Source organism: Streptomyces sp. NPDC006624 (assembly GCF_040611555.1).
Lineage (GTDB): Bacteria > Actinomycetota > Actinomycetes > Streptomycetales > Streptomycetaceae > Streptomyces.
On sequence record NZ_JBEXOM010000013.1, the window covers coordinates 150785 to 173588 of the forward strand.

Below are 22804 nucleotides of genomic sequence, written 5' to 3' on the forward strand. Positions count from 1 at the left end.
CCCTCGCGGGGTCAGCCCACCTCCACGCGCAGCCCTTCCAGCCCCCTGATGACGAACTGGGGCTTGCGCACCGGCTCCGACACCGGCCGCAGCGTCGGCGCCCGCTGCAGCAACGCCCCCATCGACGCCGCCAGTTCGATGCGGGCGAGGGGCGCGCCGATGCAGTAGTGGATGCCGGCGCTGAAGGAGATGTGGGGGTTGTCCCGGCGGGTCAGGTCGAGCCGGGACGGGTCCTCGAAGACCGCCGGGTCGTGGTTGGCGGAGCCGAAGAGCAGGGCGACCTCCGCGCCGCGCGGGATCGTCGTGCCGGCGATCTCGATCTCGTCCAGGACCCACCGCTCGAACAGCTGCAGCGGTGTGTCGTAGCGCATCAGCTCCTCGATCGCGGAGGGGACGAGCGTGTGGTCCGCGCGCAGCAGCTCCAGTTGGGACGGGTTGTGGAACAGGGCGTTCCAGCCGTTGACGGTGGCGTTCACCGTGGCCTCGTGGCCGGCGTTCAGCAGCAGGACCGCCGTCGAGATCATCTCCTGCTCGGTGAGCCGGTCGCCCTCGTCGTGGGCCTCGATGAGACCGGAGATCAGGTCCTCGCCGGGCTCCTTGCGGCGGGCCGCGATCAGCTCGCGCAGGTAGTCGGAGAACTCCACCGACGCCCGGACCGCCTTCGCCGCCGTCTCCTCGGACGGGTTCAGCTCGTACATCCCGCAGATGTCCGCCGACCAGGGGCGCAGCGGGGCCCGGTCGGACTCCGGGATGCCCAGCATCTCGGCGATGACGGCCACGGGGAGCGGTTCGGCGACGTCCTTCAGCAGATCGCCGCCGCCCGCCGCGACCAGGGCGGAGGCCAGCTCGTCCGCCAGGCCGCGCACATACGGCTTCAGCCGCTCCACCGTGCGCGGGGTGAACGCCTTCGACACCAGGCGCCGGATCCGGGTGTGGTCCGGCGGCTCCAGGTCGAGCATCCCGTGGTCGTTGAGCGTGTGGAACGGCTCGTGCTCCGGCGGGGGCGGGGTGCGGCCGAACTCCTCGTGCGTGAAGCGGTGCTGGTACGTCCGCCCCAGCCGCCGGTCCCGCAGCAGCGCCGAGACGTCCGCGTGGTGCGGGACGAGCCACTGGTTCGTGGGCTCGAAGAAGTGCACCCGGCCGCGCTCGCGCAGCTCGGCGTAGGCGGGGTACGGGTCGGCGAGGAAGGCCGGGTCCCACGGGTCGAATGCGGCAGCCATGCCGGGACGCTAGCCGCACACCCCCCTTCCTGACCAGGGGTGTTCCCGCACCCGGTCGGCGCGCACCCGGTCAGCCGGGGGTCACCAGCCGCGCCTCGTAGGCGAACACCGCCGCCTGCGTGCGGTCCCGGAGCCCCAGCTTCACCAGGATCCGGCTGACGTGCGTCTTGATCGTCGACTCGGCGACCACCAGCCGCTGCGCGATCTCCGCGTTCGACAGGCCCTGCGCGATCAGGACCAGCACCTCCGTCTCCCGGTCGGTGAGGTCGCCGTAGGCCGCCTGCGCGGAGGGCATCAGGCGCGGGGTCTCGGAGAGCTTGGAGAACTCGGTGATCAGCCGCCGGGTCACCGAGGGCGCCAGGAGGGCCTCCCCGGACGCCACCACCCGCACCCCGTCGGCCAGCTGGCGGGCCGAGGCGTCCTTCAGCAGGAAGCCGGACGCGCCCGCGCGCAGCGCCTGGTACACGTACTCGTCGAGGTCGAAGGTGGTCAGCACGAGCACCTTCGCCGCACCGTCCGCGGCGACGATCTCCCGGGTCGCCTCGATGCCGTTCAGCTCGGGCATGCGGATGTCCATCAGGACGACGTCCGGGGCGAGTTCGCGGACCTTCGCGACGGCCTCGCGGCCGTTCACCGCCTCGCCGACGACCTCGATGTCCGGCATCGCGTTCAGCAGGACGGAGAATCCCTCGCGCACCATCATCTGGTCGTCCGCGATCAGCACGCGGATGGTCATACGGCACCCTCGTCCGGCAGGGCGACCGGCAGGAACACCGTCACCTCGTAGCCTCCGTCGTCCGTGCGGTCCGCCGTCATCTCGCCGGCGAGCATCGTCACCCGCTCCCGCATGCCCGTGATGCCGTGCCCGGCGCCGGGCGAGGGCTTGATGAGGCCGGGGTTGGGCGGCGGGCCGTTGACTATGCGCAGGCCCAGGCCGCCGAGGACGTAGCCGATCTCGACCCGGGCGGTCGCGCCCGGCGCGTGCCGCAGGGTGTTGCTCAGCGCCTCCTGCACGATCCGGTACGCCGACAGCTCCACCCCCTGCGGCAGCTCGCGCACCGCGCCGGTCACCACCTTGTCGACGCTCAGGCCGGCCTCGCGCACATTGGCCAGCAGCCCGTCCAGGTCGGCGAGGGTGGGCTGCGGGGCGTCCGGGGCCTCGTAGTCCTCGGCGCGGACCACGCCCAGCACACGGCGCAGCTCCGTCAGCGCGGCCACCGCGTTCTCCCGGATGGTGGCGAACGCCTTCTCCAGCTCCGGCGGCGGGTTCTCCACCCGGTAGGGCGCGGCCTCCGCCTGGATGGCGACCACCGACATGTGGTGGGCGACCACGTCGTGCAGCTCGCGGGCGATCGTGGTGCGCTCCTCCAGCAGGGTGCGGCGGGACCGCTCGTGCGCGGTGACCGTCTGCTGGGCGGTGACCTCCTGCACGGCGTCGCGGCGCACGTGCCAGACGGTGACGGCGAGGAGGACGAACGCGGAGACCACCAGCATCGGGCCGGTGTTGGTGCCGTACCCACCGGCGCCGAACAGCGTCTCCGCGAGCATGCCGTACGCGGCGGTCAGGGCCCACATCCAGGCGGCCGTACGCGGTCTGGTGCGGATGGCCACGATCGTCAGCACCGTCAGATGGCACGCGAAGCTGCCCGGCAGCCAGGGCCAGTCGCCCCACCGGTCGCCGAAGGGGACCGCGAGCGGGGTGCCCGCCATGGACAGCCAGAACGCCCCCACCGGCCGGACCATGGTCAGCAGGATCGGGATCACGGCGAGCAGCCCGAGCACCAGGGCCACACCCTGGTCGACCGTGGCGATGGCCAGGGTGAGCAGGGCGATCGCGCAGATCACCGCGTGCGGCCTCCAGGCCGCGTACGTCCGCAGCCGGCCCGGCAGCCTCCTGGTCAGCGGGCCGTCGACGCGCATGCGCGGCAGCGGGCGGTAGGCGAACGCGTCGTGGATCAGGTCCTGCCGCAGCCCGCGCAGGGCGTCCGCGGCCAGCCGGAACTCCGGGCTGCGGGGCTTGGCCCCGTCCCCCGGCGGCGTGGTCTGCAGGTGAGTCGTCTCGGTCACGTACAGAACGGTAAGTGCGCCCCCGGGTCCCGGTCGTCCCCTTGGAGAGGGGTCCCCGGGCCTCCCTCTCAGGTACTACGGGGAGCACCGGCCGCGGCCCGTCAGTACCCCGACGGCCGGACCAGCCCCGACTCGTAGGCGAACACCGCCGCCTGCGTCCGGTCCCTGAGGCCCAGCTTCACCAGGATCCGGCCCACGTGCGTCTTCACGGTCTGCTCGGCGACGAACAGGTGCCGGGCGATCTCCGCGTTGGACAGGCCCTGCGCGATCAGGGTGAGGACCTCCGTCTCCCGCTCGGTCAGGTCGCCGACCCGCTCCTTCAGCGGGGCGCGGGGTCTGCCGTCCAGCCGGGAGAACTCGGCGATCAGCTTGCGCGTGATGACCGGGGCGAGCAGCGCGTCCCCGGCCGCGACCACCCGTACCGCCTCGGCGAGCTGTTCCGAGGAGGCGTCCTTCAGCAGGAAGCCGGACGCACCGGCGCGCAGCGCGTCGTACACGTACTCGTCGAGGTCGAAGGTGGTCAGCACCAGCACCCTGATGTCCGGGTGCGCGGCCGTGATCCGCTCGGTGGCCTCGATGCCGCCGACGCCGGGCATCCGGATGTCCATGAGGACGACGTCGGGGAGGGTCTCGGCGGCCTTCGCTACGCCCTCCGCCCCGTCCCGCGCCTCGCCGACGACCTCTATGCCGGGCTGGGTGCCGAGCAGCACGGTGAAGCCCTGCCGGACCATCGCCTGGTCGTCGACGATGAGGACCCGGATGGGGTCGCCGGTGCCGCTCGTCATGAAGCCCTTCCCTCGCGGTCGGTGATGCGGTCGGTGGTGCGGTCGGTGATGCGGTCGGTGGTGCGTCCGGGCGGGCGGTCGGTGCCCGGTGTGTCGGCGGGCGGGGTCTCCGGCAGGAACGCCGTGACCTTGAAACCGTCCCAGTGCCACAGGTGCGCGGTCATGGTGCCGCCGAGCATCGCGACCCGCTCCCGCATGCCCAGCAGCCCGTGGCCCGCCCCCCTGGACGGCGGCGCGGGAGCGGTCGGGCGGCCGTTGACGACCTCCACCTCCAGGCCGTCCGGCCCGTAGGTGAGACGGACCGTGATCCTCGCCCCGGGGGCGTGCCGCAGGGCGTTGCTCAGCGCCTCCTGCACGATCCGGTACGCCGACAGCTCCACCCCGGGCGGCAGCGGACGCCGCTCGCCGTCGATCTTCACGAGGACCTCCCGGCCGGCGGCCCGGGTGTTCTCCACCAGCGCGTCGAGCCGGTCCAGGGTGGGCTGCGGGGCGTGCAGGACGGTCTCGCCGCCCGGCCCGGAGGGCGACTCCCCCGGCCCGGGGTGCTCCGAGCGCAGCACGCCCAGCACCCGGCGCAGTTCGGTCAGCGCCTCCAGCGCGTTCTGCCGGATGCCGGCGAGGTTCTCCTTCAGCTCGTCGGGCGGGTTCTCCACGAGGTGGGGGGCGACCTGCGCCTGGATGGAGATGACGGACATGTGGTGGGCCACCACGTCGTGCAGCTCGCGCGCGATACGGCTGCGCTCCTCCAGCAGGGTGCGCCGGGTGCGCTCCTCGGCGGTGAGCGTGGTCTGCTCGACGAGCTCCGCGCGGGCCTCGCGGCGGCCGCGCAGGGCGGTGCCCAGTGTCACGACGACGGTGAAGAGGGTGACCGCGAGCACCCCGGTGGGCTGATAGCCGGCCGCGCCCAGCAGTCCCTGGATCGCGTAGGTGAGGAGCACGGTCAGCGCGAGCGCCTCGGCCGTCACCCGGGTGCGCACCCGCAGGGCGAGCAGCAGCAGCACCGCCATGTGCCCGATGATCCCCGCCGACATCCAGGGCCAGGTGAAGTCGTGGGCGCCACCGGCCAGCAGATGGCGGCGCACCTCGAGGGCGCCCAGCACCATGGCCACCGTCGAGAGCCACCACGCCGGGATGGGCCGCCACAGCGCGAGCACCACGGCCCCGCCCTGTGCCAGTCCGAGCGGGAGGGCGATCTGCGGGCCCACCCCTCCGTTGTCGACGAGCTGCGCCACCGCGCCGAAGGTGACTCCGAAGGCGACCAGGCACAGCACGCCGTGCGGAAACCAGCGCAACCACCGGAAGGGCGGCAGCGGATCGGCCCGGAAGGTGCAGAGGTCGGCGCGCAGCTCACGCAAAACCCTTGCCGGGAGGCTGCGTTGAGGTTCTGCGGTCGTCACCCGGCCCAGCCTAGACATGCCGCGCCTTTGCCGCCGTCCCCCGGCCGGACGGACGGTGCCGGCGCACCACCCGCGATCCGCCGTCCCCGCCGCCCCGCTCGAAGGAATGGAAGGCCGCCCCGCAGACCGCGAGGGCCAGTGCGAACACGGGAAGCCACAGGAGCCGGGCCCCGACCCAGCCCAGGCCGTCGGGCACGGTGTGCAGTCCGGGGAGCCGGCCCGCGAGGAGGCCCGTGGCCGTCGTGGCCATGAGAGCCGTCTGGTGCCAGAGGAAGACGGTCATCGCCGACAGGTTGACGAGCGCCACCGCGGCCCAGGCGAGCGGCCGTCGCATCGCGTGCCGCAGCCGCTCGCGCAGCAGCAGGGCGAGACCGCACTGGGCCAGACCGAAGGTGACGACGGCCAGCGTCGGCGGATCCAGGTTGGAGACGGCCCGGCCCGGGACGCCCACCATCGACGCCGGGTAGCCCGCCCCGGCGACGAGCAGCGCGGTCGCCGCGGCCCCGCCCACGAGCAGCACCCAGCCCGCCCGGGGCCGCTCCAGTTCGCCCCGGGTCCAGGCGGCGCCCAGCGTGTACGGCACCAGCCAGCCCGCGAGCACGTTCGCCCAGCCCAGCCACGCGGGGCCGCCGAGACCGAAGCGCAGCAGGTCCACGTGCAGCACCACGGCCAGCGGCCAGAGCGGGCTGAGCCGGGTGAGCAGCGGGGTCGCCGCCGTCAGGACCGCGAAGACCACGAGGAACCACAGCGGGGACAGGGCCAGTTTCACCAGCGTCCGGACCGTCCCGAACTCGGCGCCCGACAGCAGCAGCGCCACCGCGGCGGCCGTCCACAGGGTGAGGACGGCCGCGACCGGCTTGAACAGGCGGGACAGCCGACCCGTCAGCCAGCGGTGGTAGCGGACGCCCCGGGCGCGGGCCGAGGCACGGCTCCGGGTGGCGACATGGCCGCCGACCAGGAAGAACACGGCGAGTGTCTGGAACAGCCAGGAGACCGGTGCCAGCCACGGCAGGTGCTGCAGCGGGCTCGACGCGCGCAGGGTGCCGCTGTCGGCGACCAGGGCGGTGACGAGCCAGTGCCCGAGGACGACCCCGAGGACCGCGACGGCGCGCAGGGCGTCCACGGCCCGGTCGCGGCCGTCGGGGGTGGCCGCGACGACGCGGGCGGCCCGGCGCCGCAGTCCCGTGCGGACGGCGCGGACGCCGAGGTCAGTCATGGGTCACCGCCGTGGTCTCGCCCAGGACGATCCGGGCCAGGTTCGTGAGGGAGGTCGAGCCGGGGTCGAAGTAGTCGCTGTGGCCGCCGTCGCCGGCCGGGAAGACCCGGGCGCCGTAGGCCGGGGAGAGGGGGTCGGTGCCCAGGCCGACCGTCGTGCCGAACAGGTCGACGCTGAGGTGCGGGACGTTCTCCACCCAGTCGTCGGCCCCCCGGGCCGCCCAGACGCGGGCGCGGGTGCGCAGGCCGGCGGCCGAACCGGCACCGGTGCCCGGGCTGCCGACGAGGGCGATGTCGTCGACGTCGAGTCCGGCCGCGGCACGGCCGCAGACGACCGAGCCGTAGGAGTGGCACACCAGGGAGATGCGCGCTCCGGCACCCGTGACGGCCCGCAGGCCGGCCACGAGCGCGCGCAGGGGCGGGGCGGCCTGTTCCGCCCTGCCGGTCGTCGTGACCGCCGGGCTCACCGTGGCCGGTGTCTCGTAGCCCAGCCATGCCACGACCGCCGTGCGGGTGCCCGCCGGTGCCTGCCGGGCGAGCTGCCGGTGCAGGGCGGCGGCCGCGGCGTGGAACCGGCCGTAGGTGTCCAGGCTCGTGTCGGATCCGGGGACCAGGACGGCGACGCGGTCGGCGCGGGCGAGGTCGCCCAGGACCTCCGTCACCCGGCCGGAGCCGCGGCCGTCGAAGCGGAGGAGGTGCCGGCCCGGGGCGGCCAGCGCGCGGTCCGTCGCGGCGCGGTCCCGGTCGTGGTGGGCTGCGGCCGCCCGGGCCGCCTCGGCGGCGTTGGCGCGGTTGGCCGCGTACGTCTCCTCGAGAGTCGACGCGTTGAGGGGGGCCGGCAAGGCGGGCGGCGGCGCGGGGATCTGCGGACGCCCCGCCGCGGACAGGGGGAAGACCACGGCGGCGGTGACGAGCAGGGCCGGCACGGCCCGCCGCCGACGAGGGGAGCCGGACCGGCGCCGACTGCCCCTGTCACGGCGGTACTTCGGCACAAACGGTACGGCCCGCGCCCACGATGCGAACCCCATGGTCGTCCCCCTCCAGCACGCCCGGCCATCGGGTCGGCATGGAAGGGAAGCTACGGATCGGCCCTCGTCGTCCGCGTCCCGCCGGGGAACTCACCTGCGGCGTAGCTCTCAGGTATGAGGGGTATGACGGGGGCCGCCCCCTAAGGGGACCACGGTGACGCGCTACGGCCCTTCACCGGGCAGTCGCGATACGGCCGTTCACCGGGCAGTCGCGGTAAGGCCGTTCACCAGGCGGTCGCGGTAAGGCCGTTCACCAGGCGGTCGCGTCACGGCCGTTCACCAGGCCAGCTGGGCGATCTCCTCCGCCACCACCGCGCAGGCGTCCGCCGCCGGGTCGATGAGCGGGAAGTGCCCCACGTCCTCCAGCAGCGTCACCCCCACCACCTCCCCGGCCTTCGCCGCCGCGTCCGCGTACGACTCGGCGACCTGCTGCGGCACCATGAGGTCGGTGCGCCCCTGCACGACGGTCGTGGCGATGCCGGTCGGCAGCAGCAGCGCCGGGTCGGCGCAGGGCAGGCGCTCGGCGAAATGCTCGTCGCCGCCCAGGAACTGGCGCGCGGCGCCCCCGCACACGTCCAGCTTGTCGGCGACGGAGAAGTCCGCGATCGGGGCCAGCGCGACCACACCGCGCAGTGTCGCCGAACTGCCCGAATACCAGGGCGAGTCGGCCGGCAGGACGTGCCGGGCCGCTCCCCACAGCGCGAGGTGCCCGCCCGCCGAGTGGCCGGTGAGGACGGTACGGCGCGGGTCGGCCTGCGGCAGCAACCGCCGTACCAGCGCCGGGAGGGCGTCCAGGGCGGCGGCCACGTCGTCGAAGGTGTCGGGCCAGCGGCCGGCGAGCGCGTCGTCCGCGCCGCCGCGCCGGTACTCGACGCTGGCGACGGCGAACCCGCGGCGGGCCAGGAAGTCCGCGAAGGGGCTGATGTGCCGCCGGTCGTAGGGCGCCCGCCAGGCACCGCCGTGCAGCACGGCGACGACCGGGGCGGGCCCGCCCGGCCCGGCCTGTGCGCGCGGGGCGTGGAAGTCGATCACCTGGTCGGGGTGGTCGCCGTAGGCCGCGGTGGCGTCGGGGTCGACAGGCGCGTGGGAGAACACCGACTTCTCCTCGGCGGCCGCCCGGGCCGCTGCGACGTCGTCCGTCATGCTCCACCCTCTCAGCGATGAAACGTAGGCGGCGGATCCAGTGGGGAGTTCAGCCGTTGGCCGGGACGGTACCAGGCGCGTGACATGCGCGGACACCAAGGATGTGACGCTGGGTGAGGCCCTTGGCGGGCCCCCGGGCGGGTCCGGGGCCGGACGCCGCAGGACGTCCGGCCCCGCCGGCGCTCAGGCCAGCGTCTCCGCCGCTCAGGCCAGCGTCTCCGCCAGCACGCTCGCCGCCCGCTCCACGTCGGCGAAGCCCACGTACAGCGGTGTGAAACCGAAGCGCAGCACGTCCGGCGCCCGGAAGTCGCCGACCACGCCCCGCTCGATCAGCCGCTTCATCACGTCACCGGCGTCGTCACAGCTCAGTGCGATCTGGCTGCCACGCTCCTCGTGCGCCCGCGGCGTGAGGCACGCGACCCGGCCCTCGGGCACGTACGCCGACACGCACGTCAGGAAGAAGTCCGTCAGCGCGAGGGACTTGGCCCGCACCGCGTCGACGGACACCCCGTCCCACACCTCCAGGGCCGCCTCCAGGGCGAGCATGGAGAGGATGTCCGGGGTGCCGACGCGGCCGCGCAGCGCACCCGAGGCCGGCTCGTAGCCGGTCCGCATCCCGAACGGCTCGGCGTGGGAGTTCCAGCCGGGCAGCGGGGAGTCGAAACGGTCCTGCAGCTCCCGCCGCACGTACAGGTAGGCCGGTGAACCCGGCCCGCCGTTCAGGTACTTGTAGGTGCAGCCGACCGCCAGGTCCACCCCGTGCGCGTCCAGCCCCACCGGCAGGGCGCCCGCGCTGTGGCACAGGTCCCACACGGCGTACGCCCCGGCCTCGTGCACGGCGGCCGTCAGGGACGGCAGGTCGTACAGCCGGCCGGTGCGGTAGTCGACGTGGTTGAGGAGGACCGCGGCGGTGCGCTCGCCCAGCGCGGCGGGGACATCGGCGGGCGCCACGGGGCGCAGCGTGCACCCGGTCATCCGGGCGGCGGACTCGGCGATGTAGCCGTCGGTGGGGAAGGTCGTCGCGTCGACCAGCAGCTCGTCCCGTCCGTCCCCGGCCATCCGCACGGCGGCCACCAGCGCCTTGAACACGTTGACGCTCGTGGAGTCCCCGGCGACGATCTGCCCGGGCGCCGCCCCGACCAGCGGGGCGATCCGGTCACCGATCCGCTCGGGCGCCGTCCACCAGCCGCTCTCCTCCCAGGACCGGATGCGCAGCTCGCCCCACTGGCGGCGGACGACGTCCTCGACGCGGCCAGGCACGACGGCGGGCAGCGCGCCGAGCGAGTTTCCGTCGAGGTAGACCACGTCGTCCAGGACGAACGCGTCGCGCATGCCGCGCAGTTCGTCGGCGGCGTCCAGCTTCTCCGCTTCGATGGCCAGCTCAGACATGGGACCGCGCCGTCCACAGCTCGGGGAAGACGTTCTTCTGCGCGCGCTTCTCCAGCCAGGCCACCCCGGCGGAGCCGCCCGTGCCGGTCTTGGCGCCCATCGCGCGGCGGGTGGCGACCAGGTGGTCGTTGCGCCAGCGCCACACCAGCTCGGCCACATCGCTCAGCGCCTCGCCGAGCCGGGCCAGTTCGTCGCTCTCGTCGCCCGAGTAGACGGCCGTCCAGGCGGCCTCGACCTCCGGCGAGGGCTCGTAGCGCTGCGCGACGTCACGCTGCAGCACCGCCTCCGGGATGGCGTACCCGCGGCGCGCGAGCAGCCGCACGACCTCGTCGTACAGGCTCGGCTCGTGCAGCGCCTTCTCCAGCTCGGCGTGCACGCGCGGGGCGCCCCGGTGCGGGACGAGCATGGACGCGGACTTGTCGCCGAGCAGGAACTCCATCCGCCGGTACATCGCCGACTGGAAGCCGGAGCCCTCACCGAGGGCGCCCCGGTACGAGTTGAACTGGGCCGGTGTCAGCTGCCCGAGCGGCTTCCAGGAGGCGTTGAGCGCCTCCAGCTCGCGTACGGACCGCTTCAGCGCGGCGACGGCGGTGGGCACGTCCTCGCTCCTGAGCGCGCGTGCCGCCGTCTCCCACTCGTGGACGATGACGGTGAACCACAGCTCCATCACCTGGGTCGTCACCAGGAAGACCATCTCTCCGGGGTCGTCGGAGAGGGTGTGCTGGAGGTGGGTGAGCACGTCCGCTTTGACGTAGTCCTCGTACGGCGTGGTGCCCTGGAAGTCGAGATGCGGGGTCTCGGGCTCGTGAGCCTCGTGGGACATCGCTGTCTCCTGCAGATAACTCCGGGTAGCGGTCCGCCCCTGCCGATGCCGGCACGGGGGCCCCGGTCCCCACCCGCATCCTGCGGTGTCGCCCCCGGAACCGCAAGGCCCGCCCGCTCGGCGGGACGGGCCTCACGTGCACGGACCGTCGTCAGCCGAGGACCTGCGCCGCGGTCGGCGAGGAGTCCTTCAGGAACTGGGAGCAGCGCTCGTACTCCTCCTGCTCACCGATGGCCTGCGCGGCCCGGGCGAGCGCGTGCAGGGCCCGCAGGAAGCCGCGGTTCGGCTCGTGCTCCCACGGCACCGGGCCGTGGCCCTTCCAGCCGTTGCGGCGCAGCGCGTCCAGCCCGCGGTGGTAGCCCGTCCGGGCGTAGGCGTACGACTCCACCGCCGCGCCCCGCTCGAACGCGTCGTCGGCGAGCTGCGCCCAGGCGAGCGAGGAGGTGGGGTGCGCGGCCGCGACCTCGGCGGGCGCGGCTCCCGACGCGAGCATTTCCCGGGGCCCGGGATCGTCGGGGAGATGGGTCGGGGGCGGACCCCCGAGGAGGTTCTCGTGAATGGACATGCCCCAAGTCTGCGGCATCAGCCCCGGCCGCGGGCACTCGTGCCGACGGGGCGACGCGCGACGCCCCCCGACCGGCGACGCGTGGCACGCCGACGAGCACACCCCGGACCGACCCGGAGCCGGCCGGCTCGGCTAGGGGGTGGGCGGGTCGACCAAGGGGCAGGGGTCGGCCAGCGAGTAGGCAGGTGGGCCAGCGAGTGGGCGGGTGGGTCAAGGGGTGGCGGGCGCAAGCCCAGGCCGGGCCGAGCGACGCCGCCAAGGACGTGCGGGCGGAAGCCGAAACCGGGCCGAGCGAGCGCCGGCAAGGACATGAGGGCGGAAGCCGAAGCCAGGCCGACCGACCGTCGGCACGACGACGACGGCGGTGGCCGCGCCGATCCGACCCCGGCCGCACCGGCTGAGGCTGTGGCGGCCGCCGCGCGGGGCGGCGGGTCACCGGGGCACCAGGCCACCGCTCCCCCAACAACCCCGTCCACCGACAACCCCGTCGACCAACCAGCCCGTCTACCACCCAGGCCAAACCCGCCAAACCCGTCCACCACCAGCCGCTAAGAAAGCCGCTTGCGCACCGGCTCCCCCTCCAGTGGCGGAGCCGTGACCGTGCCGAACGTGCGGCACTCCGGTCGTTTGCAGTCCGGTGGTGGTCTGCGCACCGTCGCGAGCGCGATCGCCGACCCCGCGACCAGCGCCCCCGCGCACCACACCATCGCCTCGCGGAACGCCGCGTCGAAGGCGGCCGGTTCGCGGTACGCCTCCTCGCCCATGCCCGTCAGCAGCGGCAGCGCCGCCACCGCCACCAGGCCCGCCGCCCGGGCCGCCGCGTTGTTGATGCCGCTGGCGAGCCCCGCCCGGACCACGCTCACCGACCCCAGCACGGTCGCCGTCAGCGGCGCCACCAGCATGACCATGCCCAGTCCGAGCACCAGCAGCGCCGGCAGCACATCGGCCCAGTACGACGCCCCGGGCCCGACCCGCAGCATCAGCAGCATCCCGGCGGCGCACAGCAGCGGCCCCGCCGTCAGCGGGATGCGCGGCCCGATCCGGTCGGCCAGCTCCGCGGAGCGGGCGGACAGCGCCAGCATCAGCACGGTCGTCGGCAGCAGCGCCGTACCGGCCGCGAGGGCGGAGTAGCCCACCGCGACCTGCAGCTGCAGCGCGGCGAGGAAGAAGAAGCCGCCGAGCGCCGCGTACACGCACAGCGTGACGAGGTTGACGGCCGTGAACTGCCGCGACGCGAAGATGTCGAGCGGCATCATCGGCTCGGCCCGCCACCGCTCGACCAGGACGAACGCCACCGCCGCCGCCACGCCCGCCACCGCCGAGCCCCAGACGACGGCACCGCCCTCACCGGCCTCGATCAGCGCGTACGTCAGCAGCGCCAGCGCCAGCGCCCCCAGCACCGCCCCGAGCACGTCGAACCGCCCGCGCGCCCGCCCGGCGCCGCCCGACTCGGGCACGTGCCGCAGGGCCACCGGTACGCACACCAGCGCCAGCGGCACGTTCAGCAGGAACACCCACCGCCAGCCGGGACCGTCCACCAGCCAGCCGCCCACGAACGGCCCGACCGCCGCCCCGATCCCGCCGAAGCCGGACCACAGGCCCACGGCCCGCCCCCGGTCGTCGGGGTGGAAGGACGCCTGGATCAGGGCCAGCGACCCGGGCGTGAGCAGCGCGCCGCCCACCCCCTGCAGGGCCCGCGCGGCGATCAGGACCGGCGCGTCGGGCGCGAGCCCGCACAGCAGCGACGCCACGGCGAACCACACCACGCCGACGACGAACACCCTGCGCCGCCCGAACCGGTCCCCGAGCGCCCCGCCCAGCAGGATCAGCCCGGCCAGCGTGACCATGTACGCGTTGACCGTCCACTGCAGGGCCGCCAGGTCCGCGTCGAGGTCGCGGCCGATGCGCGGCAGGGCGACGTTGACCACGGTCGAGTCCAGCAGGGCCATGCTGGAGCCGAGCACGGTGGTGAGCAGGATCCACCTGCCGCGCGACGAGGCCAGCCGGACATCGGGCATGCGGGGAGCATACGGAAGAACCCGGCACCACAGCAGGTGCCGGGCTCTCCGCGAGACGGACCGGGACTTACTTGATCTTCGTGCCGGTCGAGCGCAGGTTGCCGCAGGCCTCGACGACGCGGGCCGCCATGGACGCCTCGGCCAGCTTGCCCCAGGTGCGCGGGTCGTAGGTCTTCTTGTTGCCGACCTCGCCGTCGACCTTCAGGACACCGTCGTAGTTGCGGAACATGTGGTCCGCGACCGGACGGGTGAAGGCGTACTGGGTGTCCGTGTCGATGTTCATCTTCACCACGCCGTTCTCCAACGCCGTGCGGATCTCCTCCTCCGTGGAGCCGGAGCCGCCGTGGAAGACGAAGTCGAACGGGGAGGTCTTGCCGAACTTGGCGGCGACGCCCTCGTTCAGCTCCTTCAGCAGCTCGGGGCGCAGGACGACGTTGCCCGGCTTGTACACGCCGTGCACGTTGCCGAAGGACGCGGCCAGCAGGTAGCGGCCCTTCTCGCCCAGGCCGAGGGCCTCGGCGGTGCGGATCGCGTCGTCGACCGTGGTGTAGAGGGAGTCGTTGATCTCGTGGGAGACGCCGTCCTCCTCGCCGCCGGTGGGGGTGATCTCCACCTCGAGGATGATCTTCGCGGCGCGGGCCAGCTCCAGCAGCTCCTGGGCGATGGAGAGGTTGTCGGCCAGGGTCTCGGCCGAGCCGTCCCACATGTGCGACTGGAACAGCGGGTTCAGGCCGGCCTCGACGCGCTTCTGGGAGAGCGCGAGCAGCGGGCGTACGTACCCGTCGAGCTTGTCCTTCGGGCAGTGGTCCGTGTGCAGCGCGATGTTCACCGGGTACTTCTCGGCGACGATGTGCGCGAACTCGGCGAGGGCGACCGCGCCGGTCACCATGTCCTTGCTGTACTGCCCGCCCAGGAACTCGGCACCACCCGTGGAGATCTGGACGATGCCGTCGCTCTCCGCCTCAGCGAAACCGCGCAGGGCCGCGTGCAGGGTCTGGGTGGAGGTCACGTTGATGGCCGGGTAGGCGAACTTTCCTGCCTTCGCCCGGTCCAGCATCTCGTTGTAGACCTCGGGAGTTGCGATGGGCATGCGTCCGCTCCTTGTATCTGCGGGTTGGGGTACTGCGTTGTCTCTACGGCCCTGACCTAGACCTTGGGTGCGACGTCATCGTCGGCCCCATCTTTCCAGACTCGGCCGGAAGGTCCAGGCCCGTCCACGCCCTGGTCAGTCGAGTCCCAGCTCGTCCTTCGAGAAGGCGAACAGGTACGGCACCCCGGCGCCCTCCCGGATCTTCTCGGCGGCACCGGTGGCCCGGTCGACGATGGTCGCCACGGCCACGACCTCGGCCCCGGCCTCGCGCACGGCCTCCACGGCGGTGAGCGGGGAACCGCCGGTGGTGGAGGTGTCCTCGACGACCAGCACCCGGCGGCCGGCGATGTCCGGGCCCTCGACGCGGCGCTGCAGACCGTGGGCCTTCGCGGCCTTCCGTACGACGAACGCGTCCAGGCGCCTGCCCCGGGCGGCGGCCGCGTGCAGCATCGCGGCGGCGACGGGGTCGGCGCCCATGGTGAGCCCGCCGACCGCGTCGAACTCCAGCTCCGCGGTCAGGTCCAGCAGCACCTGACCGACCAGCGGGGCGGCCTCGCCGTCGAGGGTGATGCGCCGCAGGTCGACGTAGTAGTCGGCTTCCAGACCCGACGACAGGGTCACCTTGCCGTGCACCACGGCCTTGTCCTTGATCTGCTGCAGCAGCGCGCCGCGTGTGTCCGTCATGGCGCCCAGCTTAGAGGCGGCGCCAGCTCCAGGTCGTGGTGGCCTCCAGCGGCTCCAGGGGCGTGACCAGGCGCGGCAGTGTGTTGAGACCGTTGGGCGGCCCGGTCTGCGGCTCCACGCACACGGCCTCCCGCTGCTCGTCGTAGACGACGACCCACTCCTCCGGGCTGCTCACCTTCAGCTCCAGCTGCCCGGGCCAGGTCAGGGTCACGTCGACGCCGCCGGGCATGCCGAAGCAGTCGTCCCAGGGGCCGGGCCGCGGGTCGATCCGGTTGCCGGTGGGCAGGTGGTCCTCGCCGCGCTCCTCCTGCCAGGCGGGCTCGAAGGCGAGGCGCACGTCCTCGCCGCCGAGGTTCCGGTTGAACCACGGGTGCCAGCCGATCTGCGCCGGGAAGGACGACTCGTACGTCTCGACGGACATGGTGAGCGTCACCGCGTCCCCGGTCAGGGAGACGACCTGGGTGACGCGGCCCGGGTACGGCCAGGGGTCGACGAGGTCGTAGGTGATGACGGCCTCGTCCGTGCCGGTGCGGGCGACGCGCCAGGCGTGGTCGCGGACGGTGCCGTGGATGGCGTGCGGCGGGGCGTTGAGGGGCATCTGCCGTACGGCGGCGCCGTCCAGGAACCGGCCGTCCCTGATCCGCCCGCACCAGGGCACCATCGGGAAGCAGCCGAACCGCTCCCCCTGCCGCAGCAGCTCCACGCCCCCGACCCGCAGCCCTCCGACCCGGCCGCCGTTGCCCGGCTGCACGGTCACCTCCGCGTCACCCGCGGTCAGCGTGATGTCTTCGTCACTCACGGGACGACCCTACTGGGGTGATCAAGAGGGCCTCGGTGACCGGGGGTTCCGGCACGGCCCCCGGCGATTCACGACGGGCGCCCCCGCCGGGTGGCGAGGGCGGCTTCGCGATCGTCGCGGCCCGGCGGGGCACCCCCGGGGCCGGCGCACGCCTGTCGGGCCGGGCCGGGGCGGGCCGGGGTGGGGTGGGGCAGGCTGGGGCGGGCCTGGGCGGGCCGGGTCAGCGTCGGCGGCGCAGGGCGCGGACCGCGACGATGGCCGAGGCCACCGCCAGTGCCGCCGCGGGTGCGGCCCAGCGCAGGGGCGCCGGGGTCGTCACCGTCTGCGGCGCGGGCACGGGTGCGTAGCGGCCGCGCGGCGGGGCGTGGTCCACCTCCTCCGCACTGCGTCCGATCATCGTCCGCCGTGCATGGGCCGCCTCGGCCACCTCGTCGTCGTCGGAGGGTCCGCGGGAGGACGCCGCCGTGTCGCCCCGGGGCCCGGGGGCGGGGGAAGGGGAAGGGGCCTCCTCGGTGAGGCCGGCTCCTGGGGCGTCGCCACCCTCGGCCGGGCCGGAAGCCGCGGGCTTCCCCGCCGCGTCGGCGCCCGCCGCGTCGGCGCCCGCCGCGTCGGCGTCCGCCGCGGGCGGTGACGGCGGGGGAGGCGGGGCGGGCGCGTCGTCCGCGTCGGGCGTCGTCTCGTGGTTCGTCGTCGCGCGCGGCTCGAAGTCCTGGGTCGCCAGGGGGGTCGCCGTCTCCGGGGCGGCCTCCGCGAGGTGCTCCGCGAAACGGTTCAGCAGGCGGGTGACGGCGCCCTCCACCGCGTCCGCCGGGAGGTCCCGGATCCGGCCGTCCGCCGAGGCCGTGCCGTCGAAGACCACCGTGCAGCCGTCCTCCGCCTCGCGCAGGGCGATCCGCAGCGCGAGCGTGACCGAGCCGCTGCCGCGGGACTCCTCGGCCCCGCCCTCGACGCCGTACGCGCCGTCGTCCCGCCGGGACACCCGCACGGCTCCCCGGTACGTGACGGAGTGACTGCCCACCCGGATCTTCAGCCGCCCGGCGACGGGCTCCGCGCCCGCGTCCTGCTGGAGCCCGGGAACCGCCCGGGCGACCCGCGCGGGGTCGTCCAGCACCTCCCTGAGCCGCTCGGCCGGAACCGGAACGAACACCTCGTGCTCCATGTCGACGGACTCTACCCAGCGCGGGCCCGCTCGCACCCGTGCCTCGGCAATTCACCCCCGATCCGGCCCCGATACGGCCCCGATCCGCCCCGGCAGGCGTACCCTCCCGGCTCCCCATGCCGGCTCCCCATGCCGGCTCCTCATGCCAGCTCTCCTTGCCGGCTCCCCATGCCGACTCTCCTTGTCAGCTCCCCTTCCCGGCTCCCCGCTCCCCCACCGGCCCCCGGCTCAGTACCGCGGATGCACCAGCGTCGAGGCCGGCAGCCCCGCGATCCGGGTCGCCCGGGCCGACCGCTCCCCCGCCGCCAGGGCCGCGTCCGTGAGGACGTGCGGGCGCGGCCCCCGCGGGTCGAGCCGGGGCCGCGGCTCGGTGCGGGCGGCCAGGACGAAACCCCAGTCGCGGGGCGCGTCGGAGCGGCCGGCGGGCGTGCGGTCGGGCCCGGCGGCGTACCCGGCGTGCCGGCCGCCGGTGCGGTACGGGGCGGTGCGCAGGCCCGCCGCGCGGACGGTCGCCTCCACCGTCCAGTAGACGCGCGGCCCGGAGGCGACCGGCCCGGCGTGCACCACGAGCCGCCCGCCCGGCGCCAGCACCCGCCGGGCGAGGCCGTAGAACTCCTGCGAGTACAGCTTCGTGCTCGCCGTGATGCCCGGGTCGGGCAGGTCGGAGACGACCACGTCGTACGCCGCCGGGGGTGCCGAGCGCAGCCAGGCGAAGGCGTCGGCGGTCGTCACGCGCACCCGGGGGTCCGCGAAGGCGCGCTCGTTCAGCGCGGACAGGCCCGGGTCGGTGCGGGCCAGCCGCACCACCTCCGCGTCGAGGTCGACGACGTCGACGCGGTCCACCCCGGGATGGCGCAGCACCTCGCGCGCCGCGAGCCCGTCCCCGCCGCCGAGGATCAGCACGCGCGCGTGCGTGCCGGTCATGGCGGGGTGGACGAGGGCCTCGTGGTAGCGCGGCTCGTCCCGCCCGCTGACCCGCAGCCGCCCGTCGAGGAACAGGCCGAGGCCGCGGCCGTCCGTGCCGCCGGTGAGGACGACCTCCTGCACGTCGCTCTGCAGCGCCACCCGCACGTCCCTGCCGTAGAACGCGTGCCGCGCGGCCCGTTCGAAGTCGTCGACGAGCACGGCGGCCGAGGCGAGGATCGCGAGCACCACGGCGTTGCCGAGCAGCAGCAGCCACCGGGCGCGCCGGGTCAGATCCCGGCGGAACAGCCCGAAGACCAGCGCTGCGCCGACGACCGCGTTGACGGCTCCGGTGAGCAGCGTGCCGGTGAACTGTCCGAGGAAGGGCAGCAGCAGGAAGGGGAAGGCGAGTCCGCCGACGAGCGCGCCGACGTAGTCGGCGGCGAACAGGTCGGCCACGGCGCCGCCCGCGTCCTGGCGGCGGATGCGCTGGATCAGCTCCATCAGCAGGGGCACCTCGGCCCCGATGAGCAGTCCGGTCGCGAGGGAGAAGGCGACCAGGAGGCAACGCGGTCCGCCGGCCCACATGCCGCCCCAGTCTCCGGTCCAGGCGAAGACGGCGTAGAGGGCCATCGCGCTGCACCCGCCGACGAGGGCGAGCGTGGCCTCGACGGCGCCGAAACCGGCGGCGGCCAGTCCGCGCAGCCGCTTCGCCGCGAGGGAGCCGATGCCCATCGCGAACACCATGACGGACAGCACCACGGACGCCTGGGTGACCGAGTCACCCATCAAGTACGAGGCGAGCGCCAGGAGTTCCAGTTCGTACACGAGTCCGCAGGCCGCGCAGACGAACACGCCCGCGAGCACCAGGAACCGTGCGGTGCCCGTCCGCACGGGCAGCCGCACCGGGCCTGCGGGGCCGCCCGGCGCGCTCCAGGGCGGCGGGGAACCGGGCGGGGCGGGCGCGTGCGGCTCGATCACGCTGCGACGTTACGTCACGCCTCGACCGCGGTTCGTCACCCACACGTGTGGTGCTGGTTTACCGGGGCCCGGCCACGGTACGAGAACGGGTTTGCCGCGTTCCGGATCTGTGGCGTGCCGCCGGCGTCCGCGCGCCCACTCTCGTGCGGGTCGCGACCAGTTGCCCGTCCTGCGGGTAGGCGTGCCAGGTCCGCCAGTGCACCTGGCCCTCGTGGTGCTGGGCCAGCAGGGCGGTGAAGGCGTGCGGGCTGCCCGGGAAGACGCCGGCGAGGCCGTGCGGGTGGTCGGAGACGAGGGCCAGCAACTCCTGGGCGCGGCCCGCGAAGGAGCCGGGCGAGAGGACCTCGACCCGGGCGGCGAACTCGTACTCCCAGTCGCCCACCCGCTCGGCCACGCCGAGCGGCAGCGGGGTACTGCTGCCCGGGATGCACGCCACCGTCTCCGAGCAGACGCCCCGCTCCCCCTCCAGCAGGACCTGGTGGGACGCGCCGAGGAGGCGCAACTGGATGTACACACCCGCCAGTTCGAGGTCGAGTGCGGCCAGTGCGGGAAGCGGCTCGCGCCCCAGGGCCCAGGCGAGATCGGCAGCGCGCGTGTCGGTGTAGGAGGTGTTCAGGGTCGTGAGCATGGATCGGCTCCGCAAGCACACAAAAGGAGAGGGAGGTGGGTCCGTGGCGCCCCGGTCACACCGGGGGATGTCGGCCCGGTCAGCCCAGTCGGCCGGTTCAGGACGTGTCCGCGGGACGTCCGAGGGGCTGCGTCGGTGTTTTAGAGGGAATCATGAACTCTGCTGGCGCAACAGCGTTTTTACCCAAGTTCGTAGGGTTTCCATCCCTCAGAGGGCTCCACAGCTCAACTGTTCAACTACGGCGTGCGCCGCTGCGGGGAGGCGTGCGCCGGTGCGGCGCGACGCGCGCCGGGAGCCGGAGCCGATCACTGTCCGGCATCCCGGCCGCCCGGTCAAAAGCCCCGTGTGACACGTGCAGTTGCCGCAGTCACGCCCGGATACACCTGTGTGCGCGGCTAGTTGCCCGCCAGACACACAACCTCGCCGGAACACACGCGATTTCGCCCGACATGCGTTCGACGGATCCGCCGTACGGGAATGCCCGGCCGGCAACGGAACGCGGGGCCCGCCCAGGTGCGGACCCCGCGTTCGGTGGTTGCGGCTTCCCCGTCGGGAGGCGGCCGGTCAGCTGCCTCCGCCGCCGCATCCACCTCCACCGCCCCCGCCGCAGGACGACCCGCCTCCGCAGGAGCTTCCCCCGTGGTGGCTGTCACCGGAGGAACCGGAGTCTCCCCCGCCGGCCCACCAGCTGTTGCTGCTGCCGCCCGTGCCGGAGGACGCCGACGCCCGGCGCCGCGCACTCCCCCCGGAGCCGCGCGAACCGCCCCTGCGTGCCAGGGACACCAGCGCCCCCACGAAAAGCACTCCGATCACCGCCAGGATGATGCCGAGGAACATGGCGCCACCCTCCTTCCGTTTCCCCCGAAGCGGCCCCCCGTGGGCGCCTCGCTCTTGCGTGACCGGGAGATGCCCTTCGCCCGCGCGAGCCAAAGCAGAGTTGAGGAAGTTCAGAGGGTTCGGTCCGCAACGGGCCGCCGGCCGAGCCCGGTTCGGTGCGGGCCCACCACCCCGCACCGGTCGCCGCCCGCCCGAGTTGCGGGTCCGCGCGGCCGCATGAACGCGGGAGCGAAGGGAGGGATGTGGGGGTGTGCACGCCCGCTCGGGCGTTGAAGGAAGAGGTCTCATGTCCGTTCGAAGCATGACGTCGGCGCGGCTCACCGACGGCCGGCCACAGCTGTTCGCGGGCAGCAACCACGGGCTGTTCAGCAGGTGGAAGGTGAGTGAGCACCCGGACGCGGGCTGGACCGGCTGGGAGCAGTTCGGTTTCGACCACGGCCGGGTGATGTCGCCGGCCGCGGCCCCGCTGACCGACGACCGGCCGCAGATCTTCGCCGTGGCCGAGGGCGGTGAGCTCTGGAGCACCTGGAAGGTGACCACCGATCCGAGTGCCGCCTGGGCCGGTTGGTCGAAGTTCAACGGACTGCCGGGATCGGCCCGCAGCGTGGGTGTGGCCACCCTGACGGACGGCCGTCCGCAGATCGTGGTCGGCACCGACAGCGGTTCGGTGTCTGCCTGGAAGGTGAACACCCACCCCGACGCCGCCTGGACCGACTGGTCCTCCTTCGACGGTCCGCCCGCCTGATCCGGAACCGGGATCCGGAGCGGCGAATCCGGGGGCGCTCGGCCGGGGTCACCCGGTCGAGCGCTGCCGCCGCCCCTCCCGACCCCGGCCGCATGTTGAACAGCCCGCGGCTTCGGCGCAGGATGACCGGCATGACCTCCAGTGCGCGCCCCCTCCTGAACCGCCGGCTCGCCGAGTTCGGGACCACGATCTTCGCCGAGATGTCGGCCCTGGCCCTGAGCACCGGTGCCATCAACCTGGGGCAGGGTTTCCCCGACACCGACGGCCCCGAGGAGATCAGGGAGGCCGCCGTACGGGCCCTGCGGGACGGCCGCGGCAACCAGTACCCGCCGGGCCCCGGCGTCCCCGAGCTGCGCACCGCGATCACCGCGCACCAGCAGCGCCGCTACGGCCTGTCCTACGACCCCGACACCGAGGTCCTGGTCACCGCCGGGGCCACGGAGGCCATCGCCGCCGCGCTGCTGGCCCTGGTGGAGCCCGGTGACGAGGTAGTCGCCCTGGAGCCGTACTACGACTCGTACGCGGCGTGCATCGCCATGGCGGGCGGCCGCCGGGTCCCGGTCACCCTGCGCGCGGATCTGCAGGAGGGCCGCTTCCGCCTCGACCTCGACGAGCTGCGCGACGCCGTCACCGACCGCACCCGGCTGCTGCTGATCAACACCCCGCACAACCCGACCGGCACGGTCCTCAGCCGCGCGGAGCTGGCCGCGATCGCCGAGCTGGCGGTCGAGCGGGACCTGCTGGTGGTCACGGACGAGGTCTACGAGCACCTGGTCTTCGACGACGCCGAGCACGTGCCGCTGGCGACGTTCCCGGGGATGCGCGGGCGTACGGTGACCATCTCCAGCAGCGGCAAGACGTTCTCCTTCACCGGCTGGAAGGTCGGCTGGGTGACGGGGTCCCCGGAGCTGGTCACGGCGGTCCGCTCGGCGAAGCAGTACCTGACGTACGTCTCGGCGGGCCCGTTCCAGTACGCGGTCGCCGAGGCGCTGTCGCTGCCGGAGTCGTACTTCACGGACTTCCGCGCCGACATGCTGGCCAAGCGGAACCTGCTGGCGGCGGGCCTGGCGGAGGCCGGCTTCCGCGTCTTCCGCCCGTCGGGCACGTACTTCGTCACGACCGACATCCGCCCCCTCGGCGAGACGGACGGCTTCGCCTTCTGCCGCGGCCTGCCGGAACGCGCCGGGGTCGTCGCCATCCCGAACGCGGTCTTCTACGACCACCGCGAGGAGGGCGCGCCGTTCGTCCGCTTCGCGTTCTGCAAGCGGCCGGAGGTGCTTCAGGAGGCGGTGAAGCGGCTGGGGGCGGCCTCGTAGCGCGTCTCGGCC

The 22804-nt window shown here is 74.0% G+C and carries 20 protein-coding genes; 2 read left to right on the forward strand and 18 right to left on the reverse strand.

Going from position 1 to position 22804, the window contains the following annotated elements; translation table 11 throughout:
* Window positions 1-11: 11 nt before the first annotated feature.
* From ABZY20_RS23840 to ABZY20_RS23925, 18 genes are all read right to left on the reverse strand, one after another.
* Window positions 12-1220: a cytochrome P450 gene (locus tag ABZY20_RS23840; protein WP_356443547.1), complete on the reverse strand. Its 1209-nt coding sequence runs from the start codon at window positions 1218-1220 to the stop codon at window positions 12-14.
* Window positions 1221-1290: 70 nt separating this feature from the next.
* Window positions 1291-1956 carry a response regulator transcription factor gene (locus ABZY20_RS23845; RefSeq protein ID WP_356443548.1) on the reverse strand — a complete coding sequence of 222 codons (666 nt, stop codon included), beginning with the start codon at window positions 1954-1956 and terminating at the stop codon, window positions 1291-1293.
* The gene (locus ABZY20_RS23850) at window positions 1953-3287 is read right to left on the reverse strand and encodes a histidine kinase (RefSeq protein WP_356443549.1); all 1335 of its coding nucleotides are present in this window, start codon (window positions 3285-3287) and stop codon (window positions 1953-1955) included. Before ABZY20_RS23850 ends, ABZY20_RS23845 begins: the two co-directional genes overlap by 4 nt.
* Window positions 3288-3388: 101 nt before the next feature.
* The gene (locus tag ABZY20_RS23855; RefSeq protein ID WP_356443550.1) at window positions 3389-4072 is read right to left on the reverse strand and encodes a response regulator transcription factor; all 684 of its coding nucleotides are present in this window, start codon (window positions 4070-4072) and stop codon (window positions 3389-3391) included.
* The gene (locus ABZY20_RS23860; protein WP_356443551.1) at window positions 4069-5487 is read right to left on the reverse strand and encodes a sensor histidine kinase; all 1419 of its coding nucleotides are present in this window, start codon (window positions 5485-5487) and stop codon (window positions 4069-4071) included. The genes ABZY20_RS23855 and ABZY20_RS23860 overlap by 4 nt, the downstream gene beginning before the upstream one ends.
* The gene (locus tag ABZY20_RS23865) at window positions 5480-6685 is read right to left on the reverse strand and encodes an acyltransferase (protein WP_356443552.1); all 1206 of its coding nucleotides are present in this window, start codon (window positions 6683-6685) and stop codon (window positions 5480-5482) included. Before ABZY20_RS23865 ends, ABZY20_RS23860 begins: the two co-directional genes overlap by 8 nt.
* Window positions 6678-7712 (reverse strand): alpha/beta hydrolase, encoded by a 1035-nt coding sequence (locus tag ABZY20_RS23870; RefSeq protein WP_356443553.1) that lies wholly within the window; start codon window positions 7710-7712, stop codon window positions 6678-6680. Before ABZY20_RS23870 ends, ABZY20_RS23865 begins: the two co-directional genes overlap by 8 nt.
* A 276-nt stretch (window positions 7713-7988) precedes the next feature.
* A complete protein-coding gene (locus ABZY20_RS23875; protein ID WP_356443554.1) occupies window positions 7989-8855 on the reverse strand; it encodes an alpha/beta hydrolase in 867 nt (288 codons plus the stop codon).
* Window positions 8856-9059: 204 nt separating this feature from the next.
* Entirely contained in the window at window positions 9060-10244 is a 1185-nt protein-coding gene (gene kynU / locus ABZY20_RS23880; RefSeq protein WP_356443555.1) for a kynureninase, read from the reverse strand.
* Window positions 10237-11067, reverse strand: a complete 831-nt coding sequence (locus ABZY20_RS23885) for a tryptophan 2,3-dioxygenase family protein (protein WP_356443556.1) — start codon at window positions 11065-11067, stop codon at window positions 10237-10239. The genes kynU and ABZY20_RS23885 overlap by 8 nt, the downstream gene beginning before the upstream one ends.
* 151 nt (window positions 11068-11218) lie before the next feature.
* Complete coding sequence (locus ABZY20_RS23890; RefSeq protein ID WP_356443557.1) at window positions 11219-11632, reverse strand: DUF3151 domain-containing protein; 414 nt, start codon at window positions 11630-11632, stop codon at window positions 11219-11221.
* A 548-nt stretch (window positions 11633-12180) separates the two neighbouring features.
* On the reverse strand, window positions 12181-13650 hold the full coding sequence (locus tag ABZY20_RS23895; protein ID WP_356443558.1) for an MFS transporter: 1470 nt from the start codon (window positions 13648-13650) through the stop codon (window positions 12181-12183).
* A 67-nt stretch (window positions 13651-13717) separates the two neighbouring features.
* A complete protein-coding gene (gene fbaA / locus ABZY20_RS23900) occupies window positions 13718-14740 on the reverse strand; it encodes a class II fructose-bisphosphate aldolase (RefSeq protein ID WP_356443559.1) in 1023 nt (340 codons plus the stop codon).
* A 135-nt stretch (window positions 14741-14875) separates the two neighbouring features.
* Window positions 14876-15424 (reverse strand): orotate phosphoribosyltransferase, encoded by a 549-nt coding sequence (pyrE, locus tag ABZY20_RS23905; protein WP_356443560.1) that lies wholly within the window; start codon window positions 15422-15424, stop codon window positions 14876-14878.
* Window positions 15425-15434: 10 nt separating this feature from the next.
* The gene (locus ABZY20_RS23910) at window positions 15435-16223 is read right to left on the reverse strand and encodes an aldose 1-epimerase (RefSeq protein ID WP_356443561.1); all 789 of its coding nucleotides are present in this window, start codon (window positions 16221-16223) and stop codon (window positions 15435-15437) included.
* A 220-nt stretch (window positions 16224-16443) separates the two neighbouring features.
* Entirely contained in the window at window positions 16444-17382 is a 939-nt protein-coding gene (locus ABZY20_RS23915) for an SRPBCC domain-containing protein (RefSeq protein ID WP_356443562.1), read from the reverse strand.
* A gap of 228 nt (window positions 17383-17610) precedes the next feature.
* Window positions 17611-19266, reverse strand: a complete 1656-nt coding sequence (locus ABZY20_RS23920; protein WP_356443563.1) for a polyamine aminopropyltransferase — start codon at window positions 19264-19266, stop codon at window positions 17611-17613.
* Between the two features lie 58 nt (window positions 19267-19324).
* Entirely contained in the window at window positions 19325-19894 is a 570-nt protein-coding gene (locus ABZY20_RS23925) for a DUF2617 family protein (RefSeq protein ID WP_356443564.1), read from the reverse strand.
* 1123 nt (window positions 19895-21017) lie between these two features.
* Here ABZY20_RS23925 and ABZY20_RS23930 point away from each other — a divergent pair.
* On the forward strand, window positions 21018-21476 hold the full coding sequence (locus ABZY20_RS23930) for a hypothetical protein (RefSeq protein ID WP_356443565.1): 459 nt from the start codon (window positions 21018-21020) through the stop codon (window positions 21474-21476).
* Between the two features lie 122 nt (window positions 21477-21598).
* Window positions 21599-22792, forward strand: coding sequence for a pyridoxal phosphate-dependent aminotransferase (locus ABZY20_RS23935; RefSeq protein ID WP_356443613.1), 1194 nt, complete (start codon window positions 21599-21601; stop codon window positions 22790-22792).
* Window positions 22793-22804 lie beyond the last annotated feature (12 nt).